Origin of the sequence: Pedobacter sp. WC2423, assembly GCF_040822065.1 — a bacterium.
Classification (GTDB): domain Bacteria; phylum Bacteroidota; class Bacteroidia; order Sphingobacteriales; family Sphingobacteriaceae; genus Pedobacter.
The window spans coordinates 5905289-5929612 of the sequence record NZ_CP162005.1; the positions used below are offsets into that span (position 1 = coordinate 5905289).

Genomic DNA, 24324 nt, shown 5'->3' on the forward strand with positions numbered 1-24324 from the left:
TTAATCTATTTTTATAATAGAATAAAAGATTAATAATGAAGATATTATCAATGTTTTTTTACTTCTTAGCGCATCATGGAGCCTGGTCATTCTTTTTAATCCTGATCACGGGTGTTGTTATTTCCTTTTGGCGTAGTCGTGTTTTTTACGTGGTTCTGAGCTTTGTTTTAGCGCTGGCTAATGTTTTTACTGGTCAATTCGTCAATGCAACTTTTCTGGCACATTTTGGCGTGAGAGGATCTGCGGTTGTGACACTGGAGCAGGAAACCAGTTCCACCTTAAATGATTCCCCGATCTGGGATTATGATGCCGTTGTTCAAACTGCCGATGGAAAAGATGTGGTTACGGATTTTTCTACCACTACCGCCTCGATTTATCCGATTCGAAATGAGATTATTATTCCACCACGGGGGGAACGTTTTATCGTTAAGTATATACCTGGTTTTGAAAGGAATATTGTGATTATGAGAGATGAGTCACCTTATGGCATTCAAAGGAAAATTGCCGAAAATTTACAGCCATTATATAAAGCACAAGGCGAGTACAATTCCAATACGAAGAATGAGTCTTTCCGTAAAGCATATGTACAAGCCCTCAAAGATTATATAGACAATCCGGAAAATGCAAGAGACAGTCTTCATGTTAAGACTTTCAAATCAATTATCCAGGATTTAACTAATCCTTCATCAGTAAATCAACCGTAGCATTGGCATCAGCAATCACCGCTGCCGGATAATTATTAATTTCCAGTATTCTGATTGCATTCCTTGTTTTTAAAGGGCCTTTTTTAATAGTATGGTCAAAGATCAGTTCTTCTTCTGCAATAGTTTCAGAGAAATGATAATGTTCATATTGTGTTTTCAGCAACTCATTAAGTTCGGTATCATGAGTGGAAACGAAAACCTGGTTATTGTTTTTGGCAAGATAGGAGAGGATCGCTTTTCCGGCCGAAACCCGCTCAATCGTGTTTGTTCCTTTGAAAATCTCATCCAGGATGAAGAAACACGGTTCTTCGCTCACTGATTCTTCAATGAAGTTCTTGATGATTCTCATTTCTTCAAAATAATAACTCTTTTCTTCCAGTAAGCTATCCGAAATGGTAATAGAAGAGAAGATTTTTGAATAAGGCATGCTGAATTCTTTAGCCATACAAGTAAATAAGGTTTGACCAAGAATCAGGTTTACGCCAACAGACCTGATAAAAGTTGTTTTACCAGACATATTGGAACCTGTCAGCAACAGATTTTTATGCTGTAATTCAAGATCATTCGGAACACAGTTTACAACCAGCGGATGTTTGACACCTGAAATATGGATACAATTTTCCTCGTTAAATACTGGTTTACAATATTCCCCATCCCACGAATGTCTTAGTGAAGCAATTGAGATCGCAGTATCAACTGTTCCTATGAATTTGAAAAGCCTTTTTAGCAGATCTTTTTGTGATCTCAGGGAATCAATGATAGAATAGAAAAGGATGATTTCTACATTAAAGGCGATTTTTAACAACTCGAACAGCATATAACCAATCATGACTGTATCTGCTTCGGCCAGATTATCCAGCTTTACCCCAAGCATTTTTCTTTTCAGTGGAGTCAGTTCTTTGATGAGGTTGGTAACTTCTGGAAACTGTGCATTGATCTTTACATCTGCGTCTAATTTTTTAGCGGTATCAAATGCTTTTAGAAATTCACCAAGAGAAGAAGTATGTACACTGACCTTGTTTTTGTTCCAGTAATGAATTCCGGAATTGATGATAAATATGCCAAAAAAGACAAGCAGGAAGCCCGGATGGAATATTGCAGCAATAAGGGAAAGTACATTTAGAATGGAAAGGATATACACGATAGGCATAAACGAGGGTGCCTCTATTTTCTTCGCATAAATCAGATCCTGGAAGTAATAAGAATCATTTTTCTCCAGTATTTGTAAGGTGGCTTGTGTATCGAGTCTTAGTTTTTCATCCGCGGTAATCAGCTCTGCAAACTTATCCAGAAAAATCAGGTCTTTTTGTTCTTTATCAATTGTTCTGAGCCTGGCATATAAAAACTGCTGCCCTACTCTGGATATTGTTCTGTCAATCAGTTTAAAAACGTCATTGATATATAAATCATCAGCTATTTTATCAGAGATCAGCTGTAGTTTCTCTGAAGATTCAGTAATCGTATTTAAAAAGTAGTTTTCTATTAAATCGATGTCTATATATCTGCTGTTTTTGGCGCTTCCCCAATCGCGTTTAAGTTCCTCTCGTTGTGTTTGAACAGCAAAGTTCTTTTTATAAAGATAAACAAGAAGGTAAAGTGCTACCAGGGCAAGGATAATATAAGCTAAAATCAGCATGGAGTGTAGGATAGTATGAAAAGATGCGAAATTTAAATAAAAATAAGAGCATTACGAACAGGTTATCCAATTTTAACGTTTTTAGAGATATTCTATAATCATGTTTTAATGTACCTTGTTATTGTATTCTAGTTGTTCTTCATTTTATAAATCAAAATATGATAGTCTAACTTTCTGCGAAGTATTGAAATTTATTGGAAGTCGAATTTTTATGAGTAAATTAAAGGCATAGTTATTGATATTTTTTTTATACAAAATAAATAATTTTTCCAAGAAAAATAAAATGGGTATAGTAACTATTTATGGTAAAACTGGTGATGTAGAAGGTAGGCGTGGAAGAGAAGAGGAAACACAAAGCCATAAGGGAATGCAACCAAAAGGAAGACTAGCGAAAGCGTTTTTGTTATCTTGGAGTTTTGCACAAATGACAGATAACAGCTTATTAGATATCGCTTTTCAACCTTTAAGTCATTCAGATTATGGCAACCAAATAAGATCATATTTTGTCAACAGAAAGGGAAGGACAAACGATATGGTAATGCAGAGATGGGTATCTGAATTTACCAACAAAAATGATATGTTTGAGGCAATTGCTAGAAATATAAAAAATAACCACAATATGTTTCATGATACGAAAGGAGGAATGATAAACATATCTCACGCAATTGAGCTTAATAAACCTAATTTCAGGGTATCACCAATAAATTTATCAGAAATGATAGCTATAGGTGGTGTGCAAGAGGTAGAAATCAGGAATAATTCGATTAGGGAAAGTATAGAACAAAGCACTATTGATCGTTTTGGAAAAGGACATAATAAGCCACATAGTGCTACAGTTAAGCTAGATATTTTAATTAAAGACTGGTATGGTGTAGATGAAGATGATTTCATGAATCTCAGACCAGCAGCACTTCTTGGACGAAAGGCAATTGCTGCTTTATGGGTGCTGCAACACCAAAGAGGTTACAAACCATTTATAAATGTTTATCATTATACTCACGATCTTAAAATTGTATTCTAATGCGAAAAATAATCTTCTCATTTGTTTTATTAGCGGGATATATTTTTGGATGTAAAAATAATGAGCCCGTTAAATTTATCAATGTTTATAAGGATTCTGGTTTTGATAATGATGCTGATTCATTAAAAAAAACAGGTTCTAAATTTGACATTTATTACGCTTATAATTATAATGATACTGATCTTAAACAGCTTGTTAGGATGCTGGATACGTTAAGTTTCGACACAACATATAGTTTTCATAATTATAGATTTTTAAAATATAATTCGAGTTTGCCTGATACAGCTAAATTAAAAAAAGCTATGAACAGGAAAACTAATAATGTTCAATTGGATATTGAGAGTCCTGGAAGTGCAAAATTCTACAAATATCAAATTTTGGATTTTATGTTTGTGAAACATTATATAAGTGAAGGGAGATCTTTTCCAGACAGCTATACGCTCACATTTAATGATAAAGGAACTATACACGCTGATCGAAAATATTTCTTGCGGGACGGTATTACTAAAAAACTAGTTGAAGTACAGCAAGATGTTGTAATGCCTGCACCAGTTATTCCTTAATTAGACTTAGGAAAAGGGCGTAAAATAAACTATGTCTACTTTGTTTTTTTTGACTTTCTGTTAATAGATAATATAAATTCTAAAATGCACTTATTTGGTGTAATATGGCAGTTTTAATAATATATCATTCATTTACTCTTAACATTGGAAAACTACTTTTGCCTCAGTAAAATATTTGGTTAGTATTTTATAGTTAGGTTTAGTTGATAAAAGAAATACCCGGGTGGATGTCCGGGTTTTTTTGTGCCTTTTTTTCTGGTAAAATATATTTAAACGGTGTGAGCATTAGCTGTTGTCAGCTAGTACATCTTTTTCCCTGAATGGTAAAGTCGTACAAATAATTAAACAGATTTTAGCCTCTTAAAATCAAAATAACCATTTAATGTACTTTGAATGAGCATAGTTAGTCTTTTTTTATATTTAATACTACTATTTCTATCTATAATATATATCTTTGAAATAAGAGACCCTGAAAACGTCTTTTAAACAAAACAATCCTTAACCAAGATTTATTGACATGCAAAGTTTTAGAACGGAGCTGGAGAACCCGGTAGTAGAAAAAGATATCATAGATCTTGAACAAAAGATCCGTGCCTTCCGTGAAGGAAAAATACACGACGAAAAGTTTCGCAGTCTGCGGCTTGCACGTGGTGTTTATGGTCAGCGGCAGCCGGGTGTACAAATGGTGCGTATTAAATTACCATTCGGAAAAGTCACCTTTAAACAATTATTGCGCATTGCCGATGTTTCTGATGAATACGGTAGCGGAAATTTGCATTTAACTACCAGGCAGGACATTCAGATTCACTATGTAAGTCTGGATCGTACACCTGAACTGTGGGCAGAACTGGAACGTGATGATATTACTTTACGTGAAGCTTGTGGTAATACGGTTAGAAATGTAACTTCTTCGCCTGATGCAGGAATCAACCCTGAAGAACTTTTCGATGTTTCTCCTTATGCACAGGCTGTATTTAAATATTTTTTAAGAAATCCTATTTGTCAGGAAATGGGCAGAAAGATCAAGATATCTTTTTCAGCAACAGAGAAAGATACCGCTTTCAGTTATATTCATGATTTAGGTTTCATTCCAAAACTGAATGAAAAAGGAGAGCGCGGATTTAAAGTCATGTTTGCTGGTGGTTTAGGTGCACAACCTTTTCTGGCCAGTGTAGTACATGATTTTTTGCCTGAAGATCAATTAATCCCTTATTCGGAATCTGTGTTAAGAGTCTTTGACCGGCATGGAGAAAGAACCAACAGAAATAAAGCAAGGCTGAAATATCTGGTTCAAAAACTGGGATTGGAAGAAGTAACCCGCTTAATTGCTGAAGAAGTTATTGCCAATAAATCAAAATCTTTTGAGGTTGATCTGGGTACAGTACCGCTTCCGGCTTTGCCAGAAGCTATTGCTGCAACTGATCAGCGTCCGGCAGATGAAACGCATTATAAACGATGGTTGGATACCAATGTATTCCCGCAAAAACAAAGTGGTTTTTATGGCGTATATATCAAAGTCCCGGTAGGTGATATCAAAACTGATAAAGCCCGGTTATTTGTGGCGGCTATACGTCCTTATGTAGCGGATGAAATCAGAATTACCCAGAACCAGGGTTTGTTATTAAAATTTGTCAGCGCAGAAGCATTGATCCCCTTGTACACCGTATTAAATGAGCTGGACTTTGCTGTTCCTGGATTTGATAGTGTGGGTGATATTACAACCTGCCCGGGTACAGATACTTGTAATCTGGGAATTGCAAACAGTATGTCTCTTGCGGCGGTGCTGGAAGGGGTAATTCACGAAGAATATCCTGATCTGATTTACGATAAAGATATTAAGATTAAAATTAGTGGCTGTATGAATTCATGTGGTCAGCACGGTCTGGCACACATTGGATTTCATGGAAGCTCTGTCAAAGCTAACGGAAAAGTTGTGCCTGCGGTACAGGTGATGATTGGTGGCGGAACAGTAGGCGATGGTGAAGGCCGGGTCGCTGAACGTGTAATCAAAGCGCCAACTAAACGTGCACCAGCTATTCTGCGCACAGTCTTGGATGACTATAGCACGAATTCCGGTGAGAATGAAAGTTTCCATCAGTATTACGATGCTAAGGGTAAAGATCATTTTTACCAGTTATTGAAACCACTGGCAGACCTTACTGCTTTAAAAGATGAAGAATATGTTGACTGGGGTCATGAAGAAACTTTTGTGACTGCGATTGGCGTAGGTGAATGTGCCGGTGTAGTGATTGATTTGGTAGCTACACTTTTACTCGAAGGAGAAGAAAAATTACTATGGGCAGATGCGGCTTTTGAAGGCAAAGCCTGGTCTGATGCGATTTATCATTCTTACAGTGTATTTGTGAATACTGCAAAAGCATTGTTACTGGATAAAAGTATCAGTAGTAGTACACAAACAGGTGTAATCAGAGAGTTTGATACCAATTTTGTAGAAACAGGTGAGGTAGTTTTACCTTCAACTTTTAACGAACTGGTATTGCAAATTAATAAAAATGAGCCTGCAGAAGAGTTTGCAACAGCTTATCTGGAACAGGCTAGACAATTTTATTCAGCAATGAGAGCGAAGAGGGAGGCGCAGGTAAATGTTAATTAATTCAGGAACAAAAAGAGAAATCAGAGAACCAAGAATTACGCTGGTGGGTGCAGGGCCGGGAGATCCGGAGCTGATCACCATGAAAGGTGCAAATGCATTGAAAGATGCAGATGTGGTTTTATATGATGCGTTGGTAAATGAAAAAGTATTAGCATACGCTGCTGCTGATGCTATCAAAGTATATGTTGGAAAACGTTCTGGTGAACATTCTTATTCACAAGAAGCGATCAATAAACTGATGGTGGACTATGCAATCAATTACGGGCATGTAGTACGTTTGAAAGGTGGCGATCCATTTGTATTTGGCCGTGGATATGAAGAGTTGAATTTTGCAGCAGGCTATAATATCCCGGCGCAAATGATTCCCGGATTGTCGAGTTCGATTGCTGTACCCGGTTTACAGCAGATCCCGGTTACACACCGCGGGTTAAGTGAAAGCTTTTGGGTAGTTACAGGATCTACGGCTTCCGGAGCAATCTCCAATGATCTTTATGAGGCTGTTCGCACTAAAGCAACAGTCGTTGTGTTGATGGGGCTGAACAAACTAAAGGAAATCGTCAAACTTTACAAGCAAGAGGGAAAAGCAAATTTACCTGTTGCTGTGATCCAAAGCGGTTCTACTGAAGAAGAAAAACTGGCCATCGGTATTGTGGATACGATTGAAGAAGTTGTACTGGAAAAAGGAATCGGGGCACCAGCCATTTTAGTATTTGGTGAAGTAGTTTCTTTACATCCTCAATTTCAGCCCATCAAGGATTTTTTTGCAGCCATTAAAGAAGAATCATAAACTGTGGAAGAATTAAAAGGCAATCAGCTATTTCCTGTTTTTTTAAAGCTCAACCAGTTGCATACGGTCATTATCGGAGCAGGGCCTGTAGGTCTTGAAAAGATGAATGCAGTGCTTGGTCAGAGTGAAAAGGCAGAAATTACCGTAATTGCTGAAGAGATAACAGGGGAAGTTTATGAACTCGCTAAACGGTTACCACAGGTTAAACTTTTGAAAAAAAGTTATGCAGCGACCGATCTCCATCAGGCAGATATTGTGATTGCTGCCACTAATAATAACGGATTAAATGAAGAAATCATACGTGATGCCCATGCGTTGAAATTACTGGTGAATGTGGCTGATAAGCCCGATTTATGTGATTTCTACCTGGGTTCTATCGTAAAAAAAGGAGATCTGAAAATTGCAATCTCTACCAATGGCAAATCACCAACCATTGCTAAAAGATTAAAAGAATTGTTTAATGATAACCTGCCAGCAGAACTGGATATTACTTTACAGCAAATGAGTTCATTTCGTAATACTTTACAAGGAGATTTCAGTTCGAAAGTAAAGAAGCTGAATGAAGTTAGTGCGGTACTGGTAGAACCTGCTGCCGGCAAATCTGTGGAAACTGGTCTCCAGAAAACTCCTTATCCTAAGTTCAAATGGCTGATCTGGTTAACAATTGTCTTATCAATTGCTGTGCTGATTGCTGTTTTCTGGCAAAGAGAACCTGAGTTTCAGGCTTATGTAGCGGAGATTAATCCGATGTTTTACTGGTTTTTAGCGGGAGGATTCATTTTTGCCATGGTAGATGGGGCTATAGGAATGTCTTATGGCGTTACTTCTACAGCTTTTTCATTGTCTATGGGGATTCCGCCAGCTTCGGCCAGTATGGGGGTCCACTTGTCTGAAGTATTGAGTAACGGAATAGCAGGCTGGATGCATTACCGGATGGGTAATATCAACTGGAAGCTGTTTAAATTACTGATTATTCCGGGAATCCTGGGTGCGGTAGCGGGTGCTTATTTATTGTCTTCATTGGAGCATTACGGGGCTTATATCAAACCATTTATCTCTTTATATACTTTAATACTGGGTGGGGTGATCCTTTCCAAAGCCTTTAACGTATCCAGAAAGAGGGTTGGCGGAAAGATTAAGAAGATTACTTTATTAGGTCTTTTCGGTGGTTTTATTGATGCAGTAGGTGGCGGCGGATGGGGTTCTATTGTTTTATCCAGCCTGATTGCTGGTGGCAGAAATGCCAGGTTCTCTCTGGGAACAGTAAAATTAACCCGTTTTTTTATCGCACTGATGAGCTCACTGACTTTTATCACCATGCTGAAGTCTGCACATTGGGAAGCAGTAGCGGGGTTGGTGATCGGCAGTGCCTTAGCTGCGCCGATAGCGGCAAAAGTTTCTAACCGTATTTCGGTTAAGAGCATTATGGTTGCTGTAGGGATTATCGTCATTGCCGTGAGTTTAAGAAGTATTATTATGTTTATTTTAAAAGTTATATAAAATGAAAGCGTACCTGGAAGAAATAGCTGTGCAGATTAAAGACATGGGCCCTGTGGAAACCCTGACTTTCCTTTCGCAGAAATTTGCGGGACAGATTACCTTTTCTACGAGTTTTGGATGGGAAGATCAGGTCATCACAGATTTGATATTTGCCAATGACCTGCCTATAAAGGTATTTACACTGGAAACCGGCCGTCTGTTTCCTGAAACGTATTATGTATGGAACAGAACGCTGGAAAACTATCAAAAGCCTATTCATGCTTATTATCCGGACGAAACGGCGCTGGAAGCTATGGTTTCTAAAAAGGGACCGAATAGTTTTTATGAATCCGTTGAAAATAGAAAAGAGTGCTGTTCCATCCGGAAGATCGTGCCGTTAAAAAGAGCACTCAAAGGCAATCAATGCTGGGTAACCGGGATCAGAGCAGAACAATCTTTAAACCGTACAGACATGTCAAATCTGGAATGGGATGAAGAAAATCAGCTGATTAAGTTTCATCCGATTTTTTATTGGAGTCTGGATGAGGTCAAAGCCTATATTAAAAAGAACAACATTGTATACAATACCCTTCATGACAAAGGATTTCCAAGCATTGGTTGTGCTCCCTGTACCAGGGCAGTTCAGGAAGGAGAAGATTTCCGGGCAGGAAGATGGTGGTGGGAAGATCAGTCAAAGAAAGAGTGTGGTTTGCACGCCACAAAATAAAGAGAAGCACATGAGTAAATATAATTTAGATTATTTAGACGAATTAGAAGCAGAAGCTATTCATATTCTGCGTGAAGTAGCGGGGCAGTTTGAAAAACCGGCATTGCTTTTCTCTGGTGGAAAAGATTCTATTACGCTGGTCAGGCTTGCTGAAAAGGCTTTCCGTCCGGGTAAATTCCCTTTTCCGCTGGTACATATCGATACGGGGCATAACTTTCAGGAAACGATTGACTACCGCGATGAGATGGTAGAACGTTTAGGTGAAAAACTGATCGTAGGTTATGTACAGGAATCAATTGATAACGGCAAAGTAATCGAGCAGAAAGGTAAAAATGCAAGCAGAAATGCTTTGCAGACTGTTACTTTACTGGATACCATTGCGCAACATGGTTTTGATGCTTGTATCGGCGGTGCCAGAAGAGATGAAGAAAAAGCGAGAGCTAAAGAACGTATTTTCTCTGTAAGGGACGAATTTGGCCAGTGGGATCCTAAACGTCAGCGTCCTGAACTTTGGAATATCTATAATGGCAGAATCCATAAAGGTGAAAATGTAAGGGTATTCCCTATCAGTAACTGGACGGAGCTTGACGTATGGAATTATATCCGCAGAGAAAAAATGAGTTTGCCGTCTATTTATTTTGCACATCACAGAGATTGCATTACCAGAAACGGACAATTAATGGCTGCATCACCTTTCCTGAATATGGATGACGCAGATATGGTGACGCACCGTAAAGTGAGGTTCCGTACTGTAGGAGATATGAGCTGTACTGCGGCAGTAGAATCTGATGCTGATCAGATAGATGATATTATAGATGAAATCAGCGCATCAAAAATAAGTGAACGTGGTGCCCGCCTGGACGATAAAGTGTCTGAAGCAGCGATGGAAGACCGCAAAAAAGGAGGATACTTTTAATGAATATACTTAAGTTTTTTACAGCAGGAAGTGTTGATGATGGGAAAAGTACCCTGATCGGCAGATTATTATATGATACAGGCTCTATTCTGGCAGATCAGCTGGAGGCTTTACAGCAATCGAACCGTAAAAACGATGATGGTACAATTGATCTGGCTATTTTAACCGATGGGCTGCGGGCAGAAAGGGAACAGGGGATCACTATTGATGTGGCTTACAAGTACTTTCAGACTGAAAAAAGAAAGTTTATTATTGCAGATACACCCGGTCATATTCAGTATACCCGCAATATGGTTACTGGCGCATCTACAGCAAATCTGGCTATTATTCTGGTAGATGCAAGAAATGGTGTGGTAGAACAAACCATCAGGCATTCTTACCTGGTTTCTCTGCTTGGGGTAAGCCATGTGGTGATCTGTATCAATAAAATGGATATGGAAGGTTACAGTGAAGAGGTTTTTAATACGATCACTGAAAACTATAAAAAAATGGCTGCAAAGCTGAATTTACAGGAGATTACTTTCATCCCGGTGAGTGCTTTAAAAGGTGATAATATTGTCCATAATTCTGAGCATATGCCTTGGTATAAAGGGACTAGTTTGCTGGATTTTCTGGAAACAGTAGAAGTTATTGTGAACCAGGATCTGCATTATGCAAGGATGCCTGTGCAATGGGTTATCCGTCCTCAAACTGAAGCGCTGCATGATTACAGAGGTTATGCCGGCCGGATTTTGAGTGGTGCTTTTAAGGTAAATGATAAAGTTACTGTTTTACCTTCGGGCAATAGTTCTGTAATTGACAGCATTGAAATCTTTGAGCAGACCCCTGAAGAGGCGACCGCCGGGCAGTCTGTGACGCTGCACCTGAAAGATAATATTGATATCAGCAGGGGAGATGTACTGGTAAATTCAAGCTATTTGCCACAGCGTTCTCAATTGATAGAGGCCGATTTATGCTGGATGGATAATAAGCCGATGGATGATTCTATTACTTATTTTTTACAGCATAACAGTAAACTGACCAAGTGTAAGATCAGGGAGATCCTGCATAAGGTAAATATTAATACTTTAGAAAAAGAGGAAACTCACGAATTCAGATTAAATGATATAGGCCGTGTGGTCATTAAAACGGCTGATGAACTGGCTTTCGATTTATATACTGAAAACAAAGCCAATGGTTCAGCCATATTGATTGATGGACGTACAAATTTAACCGTAGGCGCATTGATGTTCAGAGCTGTAGTTGAATAAAAATGAATAACATTCAATGATAAATAAGAAGGGATAAACCAGGGCGTTTGTCCCTTTTTTGATAGAAAAGGATTTTATAGTCAGATAGTGAGAAACTGGCATTATATTTAGCTATTGTTACAAGGATGGATTTTAAATTATTTAAAGAAATGTTAAAAAGAATATTAGTGGCAACTTTTACCGCAGCCGTTCTGGCCTGCCAGGCTACTCCAAAACCACAGCAGGTGGTTGAGGGTATTCCAAATATTATGCCTGATGAGAAGCAAAGCCTGGTGGCCAGGCAAGTCGTTGCATTGATAGAAAATTACAACTATAAAAAGATAGTGGTCAATGATTCTATCTCTTCGATTGTACTGGATAAATATATCAAGGCGCTGGATCCTTACCGGAATTATTTCCTGGCTTCAGATATTAAAGACTTTGAACAGTTCAGGACCACACTGGACGATTCTTTCAGAGACGGCGATCTGAGTGCCCCATTTTACATCTTTAATGTTTATTCCAAAAGATATAATGAAACGCTGGACTATGCGATGGCGCATATCAAAGATAAGTATGACTTTAATCAGCAGGATACCTATGTTTTTAACCGGGAGAAAATGCCCTGGGTAACTTCAATTGCGACACTGAATGATATCTGGAAGAAGAAAGTTAAATATGAACTGGTTAATTTAAAGCTGGCGGGAACTTCTGATGTTAAAAATGCGGAAACCTTAACCAAGAGATACAAGAACCTGAAATTACAGTCTTCTAAATTAAATAATCAGGACGTATTTCAATTACTGATGGATGCTTTTACAGGTGCTATAGATCCGCATACCAACTATTTTAATCCATCCAATGCCAGCCAGTTTAATGAGCAAATGTCCCGTTCGATAGAAGGAATCGGTGCTTATCTGCAATCAGAAAATGATGTGCTGAAAATTGCAGAAGTGACACCAGGCGGGCCGGCCTACAAAAGTAAACAATTGCATGCAGGAGACCGGATTATTGGAGTTGCACAGGCAGATGGTGATTTTGAAGATATTATTGGCTGGAGACTGGATAATGCTGTTGCAAAAATCAAAGGACCTAAAGGAACTGTAGTGCGGTTGAAAATAATCCCTGCAGGTCATGATATGTCTTCAAAGCCTGTGATTATAGAAATTACCAGAGAGAAGATCGTGATGGAAGATCAGTCGGCTAAAAAGGAGGTGAAAACGATACATGCGAATGGTAAACCTTATAAAGTAGGAATCATTAGTGTGCCTGCGTTTTATATAGATTCTAAAGCTGCAATGGCTAAAGAAGCTAATTACAAAAGTACAACACGTGATGTCAGACTATTAATTGATACACTGAAAAATAAAGATAAAGTGGATGCGATCGTGATGGATCTTCGCGGTAATGGCGGAGGATCTTTGCTGGAAGCTATTGACCTGACAGGTCTGTTTATTGACCAGGGACCTGTTGTTCAGGTAAAGGATCAAAAAGGAGAAGTTGAAGTGGATAGCGATCAGAACGCAGGCGTAGCCTGGAGCGGCCCGTTTGGTGTACTTGTAGACCGTACAACAGCTTCTGCTTCTGAGATCTTTGCAGGTGCCATACAAGATTATGGAAGAGGGGTGATTATCGGTACACAGACTTACGGTAAAGGAACTGTACAGCAGCCAATTGATCTGAATAAACTGGTTAATCCTTCAATTTTAGAGCGTTTGGCCAGCCTGGTGAAGCTGGATAGTGCAGGCAAGCCTGTTCAAAAAGCTGAAGTTCCTCAATTAGGACAGATCAATTTAACCATTGCTAAGTTTTATCGTGTAAATGGTAGCAGTACACAGCATAAAGGGGTGATGCCGGATATTACTTTACCTTCTTTTTATCCAATGGATAAAGTAGGTGAAGATACAGAAGCTTCTGCTTTACCATGGGATGAGATTCAAAAATCGAATTTTGCACCGGTAGCGAACCTGGCCACACTGAAAACAGAACTGGCTAAATTGCATGCAACAAGAATGGAGAAATCACTGGATTACAAGATTCTTGTTCAGGACATTACAGACATGAAAAAACGTAATCTGGAAACCTCAGTTACTTTGAATGAAAATAAATTGAAGTCTGAAAGGGATGTGCTGGAGGTTAAAGCTTTAGAAAAAATCAATAAATTGAGGGCGACAAGAGGATTGGCACCTGTTAAAAAGGGTGACAAAATCAAGAAGAGTGAGAATTTTGATTTCCTGGAAGATGAAACTTTAAGAGTAATGGCTGATTATATTCAATTGAAGCCCACAGTTTAATCATAAAATACTATCTTAAGAAGCCGTTTAAAATTCATTTTAAACGGCTTCTTACATTTTAACTATTACTGAACAAGAATAACCGAATGACTATGGACTTATTACTCGTACTATTTGGGATAATTATCCTGCTGATCCTGATCCTTAAGAAAGTAAGCCCTATGCTTGCGCTGCTGATCGTAGCAGTTGCTACGGGGCTGATGCTGGGCTTACCCGTAGAAAAGGTAATGGCTTCTGTGAGCAAAGGTATTGGCAGTACGATGGGTGATATGGTCATGGTACTGGCACTGGGGGCAATGGTTGGCAAGCTGGCTGAAGATAGTGGCGCGGCAAAGAAAATTGTATTCGTACTGGTCAGGATTTTCGGAATTCAAAATATTCAATGGGCTGTCCTGCTGACAGGTATTCTGGTGGGCATTCCTTTATTTTATAATGCGGGTTTTGTGGTATTGATTCCATTGGTATTTACAATTGCCTCGGCTGCTAAGCTTCCTAAATTATATGTAGGTATACCCATGGCGGCGGCACTGTCTGTAACCCATGGTTTCCTTCCGCCTCATCCCGGCCCGGTTGCTTTAGCGAGTATTTTTCATGCAGATATTGGCCGTACCTTGATTTATGGTTTAATCATTAGTATTCCTGTAGCTATTATCGCTGGTATCTTTTTTCCAAGAGCGATTATCAAATTACCTAAAGCAGACCGGGCGCATCAGCAACTGGATTTACAGGGGGAAGAAAACTTACCGTCTGCACTAAAAAGTTTTATCATTGCACTTTCCCCGATATTCTTTATTGTGGTGGGAACAGTTGGTGTGCTGATCACTCAAAATCCTTCGGCGCAGCATCTGTTGACTTTTATTGCAAATCCAACAGTAGCGTTAACTATGGCTGTTCTGATCACGATTGCTATTCAGCGTATGCCGATGCAAAAAGCAATGGATTCTTGTGTAGAAGGAGTGAAGAGCATCGCGATGATTATCCTGATTATAGCTGCGGGCGGTGCTTTCAAGCAAATTCTGGTAGACAGTGGAATTGGAGAACAGGTGAAAACATTAACCGGTGATCTGCATGTTTCACCCTTAATTCTAGGCTGGCTGATCGCTGCATTGTTGCGGGTTACATTAGGTTCTGCTACAGTAGCCGCATTAACGGCATCGGGCATGGTCATCCCTTTTATTACCGCAGGAGCTTCACCAGAACTCATGGTACTTGCGGTGGGGGCAGGAAGTTTAATGCTTTCTCATGTAAATGATACAGGTTTCTGGATGTTCAAAGAGTATTTTAACCTGAGTTTGAAAGAGACTTTTAAAACCTGGACAGTGATGGAGAGTCTGGTCTCTGTACTGGGCCTGATCGGAGTGATGCTGATGAGTCAGTTTATATAAATTAACTGCGAGAGGCATTGATAAGCCCTGTTTAGATGAACCATTAACCAGAGTAATCTAAACAGGGCTTTGATTTAAAACCGGGTATATATTGCAAATTGAATGACGTTGTTTACCGAATTTGTACTTGCTCCTTTTACGGCCTGGTTTAAATATCCTGCTTCCAGATCGAATTTCTTACTGAAACGATAGCCTAGTGCTGCATAAGCCCTGTTCTGATCAAAAAAATGACCACTCAATTTATCTTTATGCTGAACATTAAAGAAAAGTTCATTTTGCAGGGCTGTAAACAGACCTTCTTCAAACTGCTGCGCTCCCTTCTTTAAAGGGATAAGGAAACGGACAAAATATCTAAAACGTTGTGCAAATACATCCTGATCACGTATTTTTTCTACAAACCGCTGTTCTAACCTGAATCTGTGGCTCACATTGACTGTACTGATCTTATGCTTGTGAATGTATTGTTGCCAGATCCGGTGCTCCACAAGTTTATGTTCGCCAAGATCATCGATCTGATGATGAGTCTCACTTAATAAATAACCGAGCGTCACATCATTTTGAGGGTTGATAAAATAAGTTATACCCGGTCTGAACAAGAAGTTTTTTACGTTATTCCAATTATCTGAAGACCTGACCTGAACATCGAGGTGAGTCCCCCATTTTTCATTGATTTTAGTATTATTAAGTAAGAATAACCAGCCACTATGCTGAGAATTGGTCTGGGCCATGACAGTGGTCCCCAAAAAGCAGAGGGCTGTCAGCAAGAAAATGTAAATACGGATCATCTGATTTTATTTGTGTGTGTCGCTAAAATAACAACAATATTGAAAATACCCCATAAAAAACGGGATTAAGTATAAGCTTAATCCCGTTCAATTGAAAATTCTTTCTATTTCGTAGTCAGACCACGGTTTTTCTCCATAGGGCCAATTTTTGGATCATGCCCTCTGAATTCGCGGAACATCTTTCCATAATCTGCTGTATTTCCTTTGGATAAGATCATATCGCGGAAGCGCTGACCATTTACTCTGTTTAAGCCTCCGTTTTCTTCAAACCATGAATAAGCATCATCATCCAGCATTTCAGTCCATAAGTAGGCATAATAACCTGCACCATAACCTCCGCCCCAGATATGAGAGAAATAGCTGGTCCGGTAACGCGGTGGAACTTCAGCAAGATCCAGTTTCAACTGCTGTAATGAAGCCTTTTCAAATTCATCCGTGTTTTTTAGCGGTGCACTGGCCGGGATTTTATGCCATGCCAGATCTAAAGAAGCTGCGGCAAGAATCTCAGTCAGGTTATATCCCTGGTTAAAGGTGGCCGCTTTCTTAATTTTATCAACTAAAACTTGTGGCATTAACTCTCCTGTTTTATAGTGAACAGCGTAGTTTTTAAATACCTGCGGATTTAATGCCCAATGTTCGTTAAACTGCGAAGGGAACTCTACAAAGTCACGTGCTACATTTGTGCCTGATAAGCCTGGATATTGCTGATTGGCAAATAAACCATGCAAGCCATGTCCAAATTCGTGGAACATCGTTGTTACATCGCTGAAACTGATCAAAGCGGGCTGCCCTTCAGCAGGTTTGGTAAAATTACATACATTGTAAATTACTGGTTTAGTACCTAATAATTTAGACTGTCCAACAAAATTAGACATCCATGCACCTCCTGATTTATTGTCGCGTTTAAAATAATCACAGTAGAACAGGCCGATTGTAGATTTATCTTTGTCAAATACTTCAAAAACTCTGACATCTTTCTGGTAAACCGGAAGGTCATGACGTTCTGTGAAAGTAATTCCATACAATAAGTTTGCAGCATAGAAAACACCATTTTCTAAAACCTTATTCAATTCAAAATATGGTTTAACCTGGTTTTCATCCAGGTCATATTTTTGCTTTCTGACTTTCTCTGCGTAATAATCCCAATCCCATGGCTGGATTTTAAAACCTCCTTTTTCCAGATCTGCCTGAGCTTGAATAGCTGCGGCCTCAACTTTGGCTTTAGCAGTTGCAGCAGGAACTAACTGGGCGAAAAAAGCATCAACAGCTGCTGGTGTTTTAGCCATCTGGTCTTGCAGTTTCCAGCTTGCATAATCGGCAAAGCCTAACAGTTTAGCTTTATCAGCTCTTATTTTCGCAATACGTACAATCGTGCTGCGCGTATCATTGGCGTCTTGTTTTTCTGTACGGTTCCAGGAAGCCTTGAATATCTTCTCGCGTGTTGCACGGTTGGTTAGAGATTGTAAAATAGGCTGCTGCGTAGTGTTTTGTAAGGAAATTAACCATTTGCCTGGTTGTTTATTTGCTTTTGCATTTTGTGCTGCCGCATCCAATTCTCCTTGTGAAAGTCCGGCCAGCTCTGCCTGGTCTGAAAATAAAATTGCGCCTGCTTTGTTTGCTGCCAATAACAGGTTGGAGAATTTTGTACTTAAGGAAGCTTCTTCTTCATTCAGCTTTTTAAGTTTGGTTTTATCGGCGTCAGATAGTTTAGCGCCTGCTAATTCAAATTGCTGTTCGTAATACTCAATCAGCCTTTCAGACTCCTGATCAAGTTTCAATTGTCCGCGTTTCTCATAAATTGCCTGTACACGTTTGAATAATTTGGAATTCAGATAAATAGCATCCTGATGGGCTGCTTGTTTTGGCGCAATTGCTTCTTGTACTTTTTGCAGTTCAGGATTTGTATTCCCGCTTGTTAAGGCACTAAATACATTGTTTGTCCTGGTTAGCATCTGTCCGGTTTTTTCCATAGCCACCAAAGTGTTTTCAAAAGTCGGAGCAGCTGGATTATCTGCAATTTTTTGCATTTCTTCTAACTGAATTTTCATTCCCTGCTCTAAAGCAGGTTGAAAATCGTCATCCTTAATCTGATCAAAAGCTGGTGCCTGATAAGCAAGTTTACTCGCCCCGGAAAAAGGATTAGCAGAGGAGCCTGTTCGTGCATTACCGGATTTCTCCTTGTTATTTCCGCAGGATGCTGTCACTGCAATGATGGCCAAAAATGGCATGATGAATATTTTATTCATATTCTATGATAAATAGTTTGGCCTAATTTACGTAAAATATCAGATCATCATTTGTAATGAAGCAGAATCAAATTTTTTCACGTATATTTTGTCCTCATTTAAAGAAAAACTGATACGCTATGCCTGAATTACCAGATTTAGAAATTTTCAGCCGCAATCTTGAACAGCAACTGAGCGGCAAACTGCTGAAAGAAGTTATTGTTAAAAATGGTAAGAAACTGAATGTTTCTGTAAAAGAATTAAAGTCTGCTATTGAAGATCAAAAGCTTAGCCAGGTATCCCGTGCTGGAAAAGAATTGTATTTCGGGTTTGAGAATAAGGCAGTACTCAGTATACATATGATGCTGAAAGGCGAACTTCACCTGTCTAAACAAGAAATAGTTCCAAAACATGCTATTATTGAACTGCTTTTTAAAGATGGCACTCAATTTTGTCTGACTGATTTCCAGGGAATGGCCAAAGCGACTTTAAATCCTGCTGCTGATGAAACTCCGGATGCTTTAGCTCCGGAAGTCGATGCTGGTTTCTTTAAAAAAATCTTTGCGGCTAAAAAAGCAGCTGTTAAAAATGTATTACTGGATCAGCACATCATCCGCGGAATCGGCAATGCTTATGCAGATGAGATTTTATGGGAAGCGGGAATTTCGCCCTTTTCTCCCGCAAATAAAATTCCCGATGAAAAACTGAAAGACCTTTCCAAAGCGGTGAGGCATGTGCTGGAAAACGCAGTGAAACAGATTGCTAAAACTCACCCGGACATTATCAGTGGAGAAGTCAGAGATTTCCTGAAAATCCATAGTACGAAGAAAACTCACAGTCCGTCTGGTGTACCTATTCTGATGGTAAAAACAGGAGCGAGGAAGACTTATTATACAGAAGAACAAGAGGTCTTTAACTAAACTGGCCGGTCTGAGCAGCCCATTTACCGTTAAAATATGATTAAAACAGGATTGCCGATAAATTATTCCTGTAAAAATTTATAACTTCATCAGCTCAATAAACCAATGGCTATGGATTGGGATTGAAGGAATAATTTTTAAAAATGAAAGAACAAATCGGTACTGATCAAAAGAGCCCTCCGGGAATATTCAGCCTGTTAAAACCCTATAGGGCAATGGTCATCATGCTCATTCTATTTGCACTTTTTAGCAATGGACTGAATTTATGGCTGCCCCGGATGATTGGTCATGGAATTGACGCTTATAATAGTGGAAACTTTTCCTATAAAGCCATTATTATAGAATTTACGGTAGTCGCACTGATTATTTTTATATTCAGTTACCTGCAGGGAATTGTGCAGACTTATGCGTCAGAGCGTGTTGCTTGCGATCTGCGAACCAGGATTACTAAAAAAATCTCAGAACAGAGTTTTGTCTTTATTGAGAAAACCAATCCTTCAAAATTATTAACCAACCTGACCTCGGATGTAGATTCAGTGAAGTTGTTTATTTCTCAGGCTATCGTTTCTATAGTCTCTTCTATCTTTATTATCATTGGTGCTACCATTTTGCTGCTGAGTATTAACTGGAGACTGGGTTTAACTACAATTTGTATCATTCCCATTATTGGCGGCGCATATTATATGGTATTGGGTAAAGTAAAAGTGCTGTTCAAAAAGAGCAGGGAAGTTATTGACTGGTTAAACAAAGTTATCAATGAAAGTATTCTTGGTGCTGCGCTGATCCGTGTCATCAATTCTCAGCAACTGGAATATGAGAAGTTTTTTAATGCCAGTACACAGGCAAAAAATATTGGTATTTCTATTCTCCGGTTATTTGCATGGCTGATTCCAATCATTGTTTTTACAGCGAATATGGCTGGATTAATGATTCTTGCTTTAGGTGGGCATTATGTGATTAAAGGGAGCATGACCATCGGGGATTTTGCTGCTTTCAACAGTTATCTTGCCTTATTGATTTTCCCGATCCTGGTCATTGGCTTTATGAGTAACGTGATTGCACAGGCTACAGCATCTTTTGGCAGGATCAGCCAGGTGCTGAATGCAGAAGATCCTGCAGAAACGGGTACATTAACCACGAGCCTGGCCGGTGCAATTGAGGTAGAAGCTGTAAGTATTAGTTATGGGGAGAAATCGTCACTGAAAGACATTTCTTTTAAAGTGGAACCTGGTTCAAAGATTGCAATCATTGGCCCTACTGCTGCGGGAAAATCTCAATTGCTTTACTTGTTGACCGGACTCATACAGGCGGATTCAGGGAAAGTGCTATATGATGGCAAGCCTATTGAAGAATATCAATCTGAGGCTTTTCATGCCCAGGTAGGGTTTGTATTTCAGGATAGTATCATGTTTAACATGAGTATCCGTGAAAACATTGCTTTTAGTGACCTGGTTACCGATGAGTCACTGGAGAAGTCTATTGCTACAGCTGAGTTGAAAGACTTTATAGACGCCATGCCCGATGGATTGAATACCAAAGTTTCTGAACGTGGACTGAGTCTTTCTGGGGGTCAAAAACAACGGATTATGCTGGCCCGCGCATTAGCTTTAAATCCTAAAATATTATTACTTGACGATTTTACAGCAAGGGTTGACCCGCAAACGGAACAAAAAATACTGGCTAATATTACTGCAAATTATCCCGGGCTTACCTTGATCTCTGTGACACAGAAGATCGCAGCAGTACAGCATTATGAAAAGATTATTCTGCTGATGCAGGGTGAATTGCTGGCTGAAGGAACGCATGAAGAGCTGATGCAAAAAAGCCCGGAATATATTCAGATTCTTAACTCTCAACAAAGTACAAGCAATTATGAATTATAACCTGAACAGTCTGCCTGACGGGGCAGCAAAAAGTTCTGCCTGGTCGGGTGTAAAGAGCTTGTTAAAGCTGGTAGAGCAGGAAAGAAAAACATTAATTATTGCACTCTGTACAGTACTGCTGAATGCTTCCCTGAACTTATTAGGCCCTTTTTTAATCGGGCATACCATTGATAAATATATCCTGACTAAACAGTATCATGGTGTACTGGTATTTTCGGGCATCCTGTTGGCCATGTATATTACTGCATTTGTGAGCAGTTATTTTCAGACCAAGTTAATGGGAGGATTAGGACAGCGTATTATTTTCGAATTGAGAAATACCATCTTTAATAAAATTCAACAGCTTCCACTTGCTTTTTTTAATGAAAATAAAGCGGGAGACCTGATTTCCAGAGTTAATAATGATACGGATAAACTTAGCCAGTTCTTTTCACAGGCACTGATGCAGTTTATTAGTAATATTGTGATCATGGTCGGAGCAGGGATATTTTTGCTGATCATCAATATCAAATTGGGAATGGCTGCTTTAGTACCAGCCGCTTTTATCCTGATTTTTACTAAATTAATCTCTCCCTGGATTAAGAAGAAAAATGCATTAAACCTGAAGAGCACTGGTGCAATGAGTGCAGAAATTCAGGAAAGTCTGAATAACTTTAAAGTGATCATCGCTTTTAACAGACGTGATTATTTCAGAAAGCGGTTTGATCAGGCGAACCAGAAGAATTATAAGACTGCGATTGGTGCAGGTCTGGCTAACAATATTTTCCTTCCTGTGTTTGGGTTATTTTCTTCCATTGCCCAGCTGACGGTCTTGTCTTTTGGTATTTACCTGATTACACAGGGGAATTTTACCATTGGTTTATTAGTGAGTTACCTTTCTTATGCAACCAACTTTTATAATCCGCTGCGCCAGTTAGCAGCTTTATGGACAAGTTTCCAGCTGGCTTTAGCGGGATGGGACAGGATCGGTCAGATTTTATCGCTGAACAACAACCTGGTGACTATTTCGTATGATGATACTGCAAATCCGACTGATGCGGTTCTTGAATTCAGAAATGTACATTTTGGTTATCCTGGTGGTTATGAGATTCTCCATAATATCAGCTTTGCGATGGAACGGGGTAAAACTTATGCGCTGGTAGGTCCAACAGGAGGTGGTAAAACAACGACAGCCTCATTAATGGCCCGTTTATATGATCCGCTGGAAGGGACAATTTTATTAAGCGGCAGAGATATCCGGACTTACAGTGCAGAAGAACGTGCAGCGAAAATAGGTTTTATCTTGCAGGAGCCTTTCTTATTTACAGGAACGGTACGTGAAAATATTCTCTATAGTAATTCACGTTATCATAAATTCAGCAATGAACAATTCCTGAATGTATTGAAAGAGGCGAAATTAGAAGGATTACTGGCTACCTTTGAGGATGGCCTGGATACGGCAATTTTATCAGGCGGGAATAGTTTAAGTATCGGACAGAAGCAACTGATTGCTTTTATGCGGGCAGTTTTGCGTAAACCAGAGTTGTTGATCCTGGATGAAGCTACTGCTAATATTGATACGATAACTGAGCAGCTGCTTGGGCAGATTCTGGCTAATTTGCCGAAAGAAACAACTTTAGTCGTCATTGCACACCGGTTAAATACGATTGAAAATGCAGATGAGATTTTCTTTATTAACTCAGGAGAAGTGACCAGGGCAGGCTCGTTCAAAGAAGCTGTTGACAGATTGATGCATGGGAAAAGATTGAGTTAGTTTTATTGGAGAAAAATAGTATGTTTATCTGGTTTTTTAATCCTTAAATAACTGATAATCTGAAAAATATAATAAAGAAAAAAGGAGCTATTTAGGCTCCTTTTTGCAGTTGACGGGTGCATAGGTAAATCTACCCTGCGTGAAGTCTATCGGGATGTCTTTCCTGAAATAGATCCTGCCCAGTACCCCTTCCATCTTTCCAATACCCATTATTAATTTGTCCTCTTTTTTCAGGAAGGCAAGCGGATTTTTATAACCGGTAGAGTTTTTGCCAATTTTAAAGGAATAAATAACGAATAAGGTGTCACCTTTAAATGCCCCCTCAAATTCTCCGTGATTGTTATCTTTTTTATAATAATTAACCACCAGGTTTCCGCTAACTCTTCCCTTGCTGAAAGATTGAAGTTCCATTTTGGCGGTATCTCTGCCGTCTACAGCCATATAGCAGGTTGTAGCGATTGGTTTCTCCGGGTTTTTACCATTATCCTGGCGGCAACTGTATAAAATTGTTGATACCAGAGCTAAACAAATAAGCATGGGATTTTTCATAAGCGCTGTTATTTAATATACAAACAGGATGCGCTCAAAGCGTTAATTCCATAACGATAGGGTTATTTGTTTTGTTTTTTTAACCATTCATCTACTTTTCGCTGCAATACCGTATCTGCTTTGTTGTACATCATGGCTTTAGCATAAGCAGGGCTGAGCTGTTCTGTTAATTTGATCCAGTAGAGTTCCGGATGTTTCTTCTGCTGATATTTCGCTTCTGTCTCATCCGTAAACATCACATCTGCCTCCAGGTTTAACAGGGTTTTAAAAGCCTGCTGGTTGTCAGGAATAACTTTTATCGTTGCGCTTTGTATATTCTTTCTGGCAAATATTTCATTCGTTCCTCCTATATTCTCAATGATCCTGACGGCCGGTTGATCTATTGTATTAAAGTCTATGAATTTTGAACGGTCTGCTAAGCGGAAAACGGCCACTTTACGATCTATAAGTAACGGGACAGAGAAGTTGAATAGTTTTGCCCTTGTTGCATTTACTGAAATCCCACCTGCAGCGATATCAAATTTCCTGTCCAGCAGGTCTGTGCTCAGGTCTTTCCAGGTGGTTTTAACAAAAACTACCTGCTTGCCTAAGTGTTTCCCTAAACGTAAAGCCAGTTCAATATCCTCCCCATGAAATTGATGTGTAACCGTATCAAAACTGGTCAATGGAGGATAGTCACCCGTAGATCCAACCCGGAGCACTGAATGAATTGATGTTTTAGGACTACAGGCAAAGGCCAGCACCAAGGTTAAACAGGATAAAAGATAGCGGTGGAATTTAGATCTCATCTTATGAATATCAGCAATTTATCCTGAAAAAGAAACGGTTAAAAAGAAGCCGGCTCTTGATTTTTC

19 protein-coding genes are annotated in these 24324 nt (G+C 39.2%); 14 read left to right on the forward strand and 5 right to left on the reverse strand.

Annotation, left to right across the window (positions count from 1 at the left end; all coding sequences use genetic code 11):
* Positions 1 to 35: 35 nt before the first annotated feature.
* Positions 36 to 704, forward strand: coding sequence for a hypothetical protein (locus AB3G38_RS24895; protein ID WP_367866389.1), 669 nt, complete (start codon positions 36 to 38; stop codon positions 702 to 704).
* Here AB3G38_RS24895 and AB3G38_RS24900 read toward each other — a convergent pair.
* Positions 676 to 2340, reverse strand: coding sequence for a hypothetical protein (locus AB3G38_RS24900; protein WP_367866390.1), 1665 nt, complete (start codon positions 2338 to 2340; stop codon positions 676 to 678). The two genes, AB3G38_RS24895 and AB3G38_RS24900, sit on opposite strands and share 29 nt — an antisense overlap.
* 283 nt (positions 2341 to 2623) lie before the next feature.
* On the opposite strand from AB3G38_RS24900, the gene AB3G38_RS24905 reads away from it, so the two are divergent.
* From AB3G38_RS24905 to AB3G38_RS24950, 10 genes are all read left to right on the forward strand, one after another.
* Positions 2624 to 3361: a hypothetical protein gene (locus AB3G38_RS24905; protein WP_367866391.1), complete on the forward strand. Its 738-nt coding sequence runs from the start codon at positions 2624 to 2626 to the stop codon at positions 3359 to 3361.
* A complete protein-coding gene (locus tag AB3G38_RS24910) occupies positions 3361 to 3924 on the forward strand; it encodes a hypothetical protein (RefSeq protein WP_367866392.1) in 564 nt (187 codons plus the stop codon). The genes AB3G38_RS24905 and AB3G38_RS24910 overlap by 1 nt, the downstream gene beginning before the upstream one ends.
* Before the next feature lie 517 nt (positions 3925 to 4441).
* Positions 4442 to 6538, forward strand: a complete 2097-nt coding sequence (locus AB3G38_RS24915) for a nitrite reductase (protein WP_367866393.1) — start codon at positions 4442 to 4444, stop codon at positions 6536 to 6538.
* Complete coding sequence (gene cobA, locus AB3G38_RS24920; protein ID WP_367866394.1) at positions 6528 to 7325, forward strand: uroporphyrinogen-III C-methyltransferase; 798 nt, start codon at positions 6528 to 6530, stop codon at positions 7323 to 7325. Before AB3G38_RS24915 ends, cobA begins: the two co-directional genes overlap by 11 nt.
* A 3-nt stretch (positions 7326 to 7328) precedes the next feature.
* Complete coding sequence (locus AB3G38_RS24925) at positions 7329 to 8825, forward strand: TSUP family transporter (protein WP_367866395.1); 1497 nt, start codon at positions 7329 to 7331, stop codon at positions 8823 to 8825.
* Position 8826: 1 nt separating this feature from the next.
* Complete coding sequence (locus AB3G38_RS24930) at positions 8827 to 9531, forward strand: phosphoadenylyl-sulfate reductase (RefSeq protein ID WP_367866396.1); 705 nt, start codon at positions 8827 to 8829, stop codon at positions 9529 to 9531.
* A 10-nt stretch (positions 9532 to 9541) separates the two neighbouring features.
* Positions 9542 to 10447 carry a sulfate adenylyltransferase subunit CysD gene (gene cysD, locus AB3G38_RS24935; RefSeq protein ID WP_367868788.1) on the forward strand — a complete coding sequence of 302 codons (906 nt, stop codon included), beginning with the start codon at positions 9542 to 9544 and terminating at the stop codon, positions 10445 to 10447.
* Complete coding sequence (locus tag AB3G38_RS24940) at positions 10447 to 11697, forward strand: sulfate adenylyltransferase subunit 1 (RefSeq protein WP_367866397.1); 1251 nt, start codon at positions 10447 to 10449, stop codon at positions 11695 to 11697. Before cysD ends, AB3G38_RS24940 begins: the two co-directional genes overlap by 1 nt.
* Positions 11698 to 11846: 149 nt before the next feature.
* Positions 11847 to 13970 carry a carboxy terminal-processing peptidase gene (locus AB3G38_RS24945; protein WP_367866398.1) on the forward strand — a complete coding sequence of 708 codons (2124 nt, stop codon included), beginning with the start codon at positions 11847 to 11849 and terminating at the stop codon, positions 13968 to 13970.
* A 92-nt stretch (positions 13971 to 14062) separates the two neighbouring features.
* The gene (locus tag AB3G38_RS24950) at positions 14063 to 15355 is read left to right on the forward strand and encodes a gluconate:H+ symporter (RefSeq protein WP_367866399.1); all 1293 of its coding nucleotides are present in this window, start codon (positions 14063 to 14065) and stop codon (positions 15353 to 15355) included.
* A 74-nt stretch (positions 15356 to 15429) separates the two neighbouring features.
* Here AB3G38_RS24950 and AB3G38_RS24955 read toward each other — a convergent pair whose 3' ends face one another.
* Both AB3G38_RS24955 and dcp read right to left on the reverse strand, forming a co-directional pair.
* Positions 15430 to 16140, reverse strand: a complete 711-nt coding sequence (locus tag AB3G38_RS24955; protein WP_367866400.1) for a DUF2490 domain-containing protein — start codon at positions 16138 to 16140, stop codon at positions 15430 to 15432.
* A 104-nt stretch (positions 16141 to 16244) separates the two neighbouring features.
* Positions 16245 to 18386, reverse strand: a complete 2142-nt coding sequence (dcp, locus tag AB3G38_RS24960; protein WP_367866401.1) for a peptidyl-dipeptidase Dcp — start codon at positions 18384 to 18386, stop codon at positions 16245 to 16247.
* A 119-nt stretch (positions 18387 to 18505) separates the two neighbouring features.
* Here dcp and AB3G38_RS24965 point away from each other — a divergent pair, with 119 nt between their 5' ends.
* The 3 genes from AB3G38_RS24965 (at position 18506) to AB3G38_RS24975 (ending at position 22921) form a co-directional block, all read left to right on the forward strand.
* Complete coding sequence (locus AB3G38_RS24965) at positions 18506 to 19285, forward strand: DNA-formamidopyrimidine glycosylase family protein (protein WP_367866402.1); 780 nt, start codon at positions 18506 to 18508, stop codon at positions 19283 to 19285.
* A gap of 143 nt (positions 19286 to 19428) precedes the next feature.
* A complete protein-coding gene (locus AB3G38_RS24970; RefSeq protein WP_367866403.1) occupies positions 19429 to 21168 on the forward strand; it encodes an ABC transporter ATP-binding protein in 1740 nt (579 codons plus the stop codon).
* The gene (locus AB3G38_RS24975; protein ID WP_367866404.1) at positions 21158 to 22921 is read left to right on the forward strand and encodes an ABC transporter ATP-binding protein; all 1764 of its coding nucleotides are present in this window, start codon (positions 21158 to 21160) and stop codon (positions 22919 to 22921) included. The genes AB3G38_RS24970 and AB3G38_RS24975 overlap by 11 nt, the downstream gene beginning before the upstream one ends.
* An 87-nt stretch (positions 22922 to 23008) precedes the next feature.
* Here AB3G38_RS24975 and AB3G38_RS24980 read toward each other — a convergent pair whose 3' ends face one another.
* Together AB3G38_RS24980 and AB3G38_RS24985 are read right to left on the reverse strand one after the other, a co-directional pair.
* A complete protein-coding gene (locus tag AB3G38_RS24980; protein WP_367866405.1) occupies positions 23009 to 23470 on the reverse strand; it encodes a hypothetical protein in 462 nt (153 codons plus the stop codon).
* A 62-nt stretch (positions 23471 to 23532) separates the two neighbouring features.
* A complete protein-coding gene (locus tag AB3G38_RS24985) occupies positions 23533 to 24258 on the reverse strand; it encodes a transporter substrate-binding domain-containing protein (RefSeq protein WP_367866406.1) in 726 nt (241 codons plus the stop codon).
* Positions 24259 to 24324 lie beyond the last annotated feature (66 nt).